Annotated in this window: 6 protein-coding genes; 1 reads left to right on the forward strand and 5 read right to left on the reverse strand. The window is 55.4% G+C overall.

What is annotated here, in order from left to right; genetic code table 11:
• Positions 1-189: 189 nt before the first annotated feature.
• Positions 190-741 (reverse strand): hypothetical protein, encoded by a 552-nt coding sequence (locus VWY60_RS01045; RefSeq protein ID WP_416541028.1) that lies wholly within the window; start codon positions 739-741, stop codon positions 190-192.
• Between the two features lie 435 nt (positions 742-1,176).
• On the opposite strand from VWY60_RS01045, the gene VWY60_RS01050 reads away from it, so the two are divergent.
• Positions 1,177-1,887: a MarR family transcriptional regulator gene (locus VWY60_RS01050; RefSeq protein WP_416541029.1), complete on the forward strand. Its 711-nt coding sequence runs from the start codon at positions 1,177-1,179 to the stop codon at positions 1,885-1,887.
• A gap of 10 nt (positions 1,888-1,897) precedes the next feature.
• On the opposite strand, the gene VWY60_RS01055 is transcribed toward VWY60_RS01050, so the two are convergent.
• From VWY60_RS01055 to VWY60_RS01070, 4 genes are all read right to left on the reverse strand, one after another.
• Complete coding sequence (locus tag VWY60_RS01055) at positions 1,898-2,329, reverse strand: hypothetical protein (protein WP_416541030.1); 432 nt, start codon at positions 2,327-2,329, stop codon at positions 1,898-1,900.
• Between the two features lie 98 nt (positions 2,330-2,427).
• Positions 2,428-3,438 (reverse strand): replication initiator protein A, encoded by a 1,011-nt coding sequence (locus VWY60_RS01060; protein ID WP_416541031.1) that lies wholly within the window; start codon positions 3,436-3,438, stop codon positions 2,428-2,430.
• A gap of 257 nt (positions 3,439-3,695) precedes the next feature.
• Entirely contained in the window at positions 3,696-4,718 is a 1,023-nt protein-coding gene (locus VWY60_RS01065) for a hypothetical protein (RefSeq protein WP_416592403.1), read from the reverse strand.
• Between the two features lie 187 nt (positions 4,719-4,905).
• The coding region (locus tag VWY60_RS01070; RefSeq protein ID WP_416592404.1) for a hypothetical protein at positions 4,906-5,174 on the reverse strand (269 nt) is incomplete at its 5' end.

Consider the following 5,174-nt stretch of genomic DNA (forward strand, 5'->3'; position numbering starts at 1 on the left):
AAAAAAAATGTGATGACGTCGTGCGCGTGTTTCACTTGATCTTAGGATGTGGAAGCCATAATGTCTGCTGTAGCAACAGACAGCGAGGCTTCCTTATGGACGCTGTTGCAAGCGCACCTTTAAGGTCGGAATACCACGGTAAGGCGCACTCGCACGAAGCTAGGCTCCCTTAGGGGAGCCTTTAGCTTTTTAATCGCCTGTAGGTTTGGGAACGCGGCGATCTTGGAAAAATGCGCGCTTGGCGTAAGTCCTAATCTTGTCTTTTTTCGCCCCGCGACGAATTCGAAGTTCTGTTTCGTAGCAAGATTTAACACGCATTTCAGTGTGGATGCCTGTGAGCTTACTTTTGTACATGTAGTAAATGAGCGTGTTATGTCGGCCCGCCTCGATCTTAGGGGAAGCCGGAGTGATGACTGCGAGGTTATAGAAACCATTTTTGTCGTTCACTTGCATGGACATAGCGTTGATATCCAGCATCTTGCGAACTTCATCTGCGAGGCAATGTGAGAAGTTGTATCTTACGTGGCAGAACGCTCTCTTGTTGCCGACCTCATCAACAAAATCATGTCCCTGTGCTTGGTCATGCGTCTTCGAAAACACATGAGATTCAAACCTGACACGAATAGCCAAGTCGCCTCCCTGGGGGGCTTGGCCTGGAAGGAAATGGACAAAGGGGGATAGATGACTGAGATCGTATTGAACGCCTCGACAAGTTAGGGTTTCTGGAAGGCCGTTTTTCACTCAAATCTCCTGGCAAGAATAGCTGGGGGATATCGCTTGTGTGAGGGCAGAGCAAATGGTGTCTTAAATTGAGCCACTGTGGTGTGGTGGGGGCGCTGAGACTACCTAAACAGTTCATGAGAGGGGTTCTATGAACTGTTTCAGGGGGTGATATATACTGTAATTTTTTCAGTAATATCTATAAAAAACAAGCGTTTAAGTGTGATTTTGTCGTATTATTGCATATAGGTCGCTCTAGAGACATTTTGAACCTGTTGCCTAAATTTGCGATCATCGAAAGCAGAAAATAGGTGACCGCATGGAAACTCTTCCTCCTCTCTTGTCCTGGCTGATGGACATGTCTGAAACCAAGCTACTGGCGCTAGTCGCATTGGGAGCAATCGGCTTGGCGTTCTACGTGATCCGCCTCATCGCTTCGCGGTAAGGGGATCATTCATGGCAAATGTACGGTTTGATCAGTGGCGACAGCTCCCCACGAAGTGGGTTCATAACCAGGAGTTGAAGCAACTACGGTGGGGGCTGCACGGAGCCGACGCTATCGCAGCGCTCATGGTGATGCTGGTGATGGCTCATAGGCGACCGTTGTTTTCTGACGGTACAAACGGTGACCACTTTTCTGTCACTTATGATGACCTTGGACGCGGGCTGAATATCTCGCGTAGCAAAATATCTAAGGGCATCAGCCTGCTTGTGCAGCAAGGATGGATTGAGCGTGGAGATGGTCGCAGTCTGTATCGCTTTACATCACCGAGCATTCCGTGGGGCAAAGTCCCTGTTAGAGCGCTCTATGATCGCCATGATGCAATCAGTGCCTTTGATGCGTGGCGTTTACGGAACCCGTTGGAGTTGGATGCACTGAAGCTCTATTTCTTGCTGATTGCCTTCCGTGACACACAGAAGAACTATGCGATCATGAGGTATCACGTCATGAGTGAGTACACGGGGGTGCAGATGGGAAAGATTAAGGGGGCTCTAAATTTTTTGGTGGTTTCCAACCTGATCTACGTTGAGAGGGAAGCTAAAGATCCGTTCGACCGTACAAACCCTGCGAACCTTTATAGGCTGAGAGCGGTAGACCCCTACCGGCATGCGGGAACAGGCGCGCTGTCTGAGCCGACCTGGCATGACGAAGATATGCCGATGTAAGATGCATGAGTTACCGACGGAGCAACCTGGATAAAAGACTACGCTTGGGTCTGTCGTCGGCAAGAAGCGCTGTCACGCGCCCTTCGGAGCTGTCTAGGCGCTTTCGCAGGTCGCTAATTGTGTCGGCCATTTGATCTTTCTGAACCTCCAATCCGTCGGCCCGTTCACGCGCGACCGCCAGCTCTTTCTCCAGTTCAAGAACGCGGGTCAAGTTGCTGTTGATAGAGGTATAATTCTCCTGTTGCATGCCGTTGCTTTGTCCGTGTTGCGCATCGCGTTGCGTAGCGACGGGCGGGAAAACGCGATGCAACTCGGATGGGTCAATTTCATATGAGCCTTTATCGCCTTTGCTCGCTGAAATCTTACCGTTTTTTATCGCCCTTTGAATCGTCGTTTTGTTCTTTCCGGTGGCCTTTGCCGCCTCGGATAGCGAGTATTTCATGCCGTCGCGCCCCGTTCCTTATTTCCTGTTGCGCAACAGATTATCGCGTTGCGCACTGCAACGCCAAGGAAACCTGACCGCGGCAGTGTGAAGCCCAGCTAACGCAGGCTACCCTGCTTTCCGCAGTAGGCTACAAAGGCAGCGCCTGCGTTTTTCGGTGGATTGCCTTTAGCTGTTTCCGCTTGTGCAAATGCCAGCCAGTCTGCGCGGAGAGCGTAATAGTCCCATCCCTTTTCCTTGGCGATGTTCCTTGCCTTGTCTTCGGCCCACCCCGGAAGCCTGACCACAGGCGCCAGTTCGCTTTGAGGGGAGCGTGGACGAAAGATTACCAGGTCGTCTTTGGTCAGCTCCATGCGATAGAACGGCGTGTGGTCATCTTCGATGATCTGGCGAATGTTCAGCCGGAACTTCTTCAGGGGGGCATTGCTGCCGGTCTTTTCCTGAAGCTTGGCTAGGCCGATCTGCCACTTCGGCTGGCCTCCGCAGTGCTTGCGGCCGATCTCGTAAAGGCGGCGTTCCAGCGGGCGGCGAAGGCGGAAATAGTCGTTCGAGATCGTCACGACCTCGTCGCCCTCGATCGCGCGCATCACCCAGTCGGACAGGATCACCTCGCAGTAGTCGAGTCGCCATTTGCCCTCTTCCTTCATGACGAACCCGCTGCCCGATTCCAGCAGGCTGAAAAAGCGTGTCTCGCGCTTGTTCCCGGTCTGAATATCGGTCTGGAAGGTCGTGCCGATGAGTCTCTGGAACGCCTGTTCCAGGCGTTGATACTCGATCCCGCCCGTCTTGCGGTTGGTAGTAATCATCAGCTCACGGGCGCTGAAACGCACTCGTTTTCCGATCTTCTCGCCCCGGTTCTTTCGGTGCATGAGCTGGCTCACGCAGAAAATCAAAATGTCCTTATCGAAGATCGTGGGTAGTCCGACCCCGGATGGCACGATTTTCAGTCGGTTGTCGCCACCGCGATATTCTAGGTGGCGCATGTCTGGCTTTGTGGCGAGCGAGAACAGGGGGTGCTCCATCGAGGCCATGTCGTCCTTTGGCACCACATCGGAGATGTCGAGGATGAAGAAGTCCTTCTGGGGGTGTCTGTCGGGGAGCAGGGGCATCCAATAGCCTAGTTGAATTCGTTATATCTGGAACCAGCATTGGACAGGACCGACTGGCTCGTCAAGTTCGTTATATCAGGACCCAAACTTAAGGTGGAATCCGTTCGTTAGTTTCGGAACCCAAATTCGTTAGTTTCGGAACCCAAATTCGTTAGTTTCGGAACCCTGTGGATAGTTTCATGATTTTAATACAGTAGGTTAAGGGTAATTTTTAGGCCCGTAACATACTCCGTAGGTAACACTATTAACACTAGGGGTCAGCGACCGTGGCTCGGTCCTCGATCCCGTTCCTGGCTGGGGAAGAACTCACGCCCGGATTCATACCCGTCCCCCATGTTCGCCCGCAGCCCCATGCCGAACCCATGGGCCGCTTCAAACACACGCTCTGCCCCAAACCTGACAGCCCGGATCAAAGGCCAGGGATCGGTTTGAGAGTCTCCCCTCACGCGATCCAGCTCCAGAGCGCCCTCAGGAGGCTCGTAGGAGCGCCCTTGGACCTTGTGGCGGGCAATCTCCCCCTTGAGCATCAGGAAGTCGCTCAGGGCCTCTGTATCGCGTTCTGAGAGGTCTGTGTCCCGGATGGCATCCCACAGCCCCTGAGAGGGCGCTCTGACGCTCTCACGGGCCTTGTCCATGACCGCCCCATAGGTTTCTGGGGAAAGGTGCTGGCGCTGGGTGATCTCTTTCCGGGTGCCGCGCACGATTTCAGGGTCCAGATGCTCGCGGCACCAATCGGCCCAGGACGTCTGCAAAGCGGAGTATTCGTTCCGCTCGCCTGTGGCCTCCTTCAGCTCGCGCAGTGCCTTGTTGGTCGAGATCACCGGCTTGCCCCGGCTTTCCCGGACCGGGGAGACCAGAACATCGACCACGGCGCCGCCCTTCTCATCGAGATCGAGGCGGGTGGCGATCACCGATCCTTTGCCGCCCCAGCCCTCCGCCCATGCCTTCGCCTGGTCAAAGAGCTGGCGGTTACGCGGATTGTCGGGGTCGTGCAGGCTGCCGGCCTTTTCCACCCATTCCGGGGAGACCACGCAGATGGCCTGCAAACAGAGCGGTGCGCCCTTCCGCTCGCCGGCCCCCAGCTCGGTCTTGTGGGCTTTGAAGGCGGCGAGATAGTCGCGGTCGTTCTCGGCCTTCGACCAGGCAAGGCCGAAACCGGGTTCCGCATCATCCCGGACCCGCGCCTTGCCGGTCTCGTCGTGGCGCTGCGCATGGAGGGACGCCCCGCGAAGCTGGGCGATGGTGGTGAGCTTGTTGACGCGGATGGCTGCTTTGAACATGGGGCGGTGATAGCGGCGAGTGACAGAATTGTCATTTGAAATGACAACCCACTAGGCAATTCTCTCCGAGCCGCTCCGCTAATTGCCATGGGCCGGAGGCGCTGCGCCCTCCTGGACCTCCGGCTATTCACCCGCTCTGCGGGCGACAAATCCCTGCCTTCCCCTGCCTGATGGTCGGCGATGTCAGTCAGGGATTTGAGGGCCGCCGGAACCGTTCGGCAAAATCCGGCGGCAGCAGATGTCGGCGCTTTGGCGGCGTCCGTTCCCAGATTTCCGCATCGGTCAGGGTCTCGGAGCTGACCTCGTAATCGCCGCAATCGAAGCGGGAGGTGCAATCGGGCGGGGCGTTCTCGTGGCGATCATGAGCCATTTGTTTCCCAATCTGGTTAGGCCAGCCCGGATCGGAGATCTGCCAATATCGGAGAGCCGGGCTGGCGGGGGTTCCGATGGTTTTTC

Origin of the sequence: Phaeobacter sp. JH20_26 (genome assembly GCF_048056275.1) — a bacterium.
In the GTDB taxonomy this organism is placed as follows: domain Bacteria; phylum Pseudomonadota; class Alphaproteobacteria; order Rhodobacterales; family Rhodobacteraceae; genus Phaeobacter; species Phaeobacter bryozoorum.

What these genes read in the sequence shown, in the direction of transcription:
- VWY60_RS01050 (WP_416541029.1), top strand. Translation starts at nt 1,177, where the DNA reads ATGGCAAATGTACGGTTTGATCAGTGGCGACAGCTCCCCACGAAGTGG.
- VWY60_RS01055 (WP_416541030.1), bottom strand. Translation starts at nt 2,329, where the DNA reads ATGAAATACTCGCTATCCGAGGCGGCAAAGGCCACCGGAAAGAACAAA.
- VWY60_RS01060 (WP_416541031.1), bottom strand. Translation starts at nt 3,438, where the DNA reads ATGCCCCTGCTCCCCGACAGACACCCCCAGAAGGACTTCTTCATCCTC.
- VWY60_RS01065 (WP_416592403.1), bottom strand. Translation starts at nt 4,718, where the DNA reads ATGTTCAAAGCAGCCATCCGCGTCAACAAGCTCACCACCATCGCCCAG.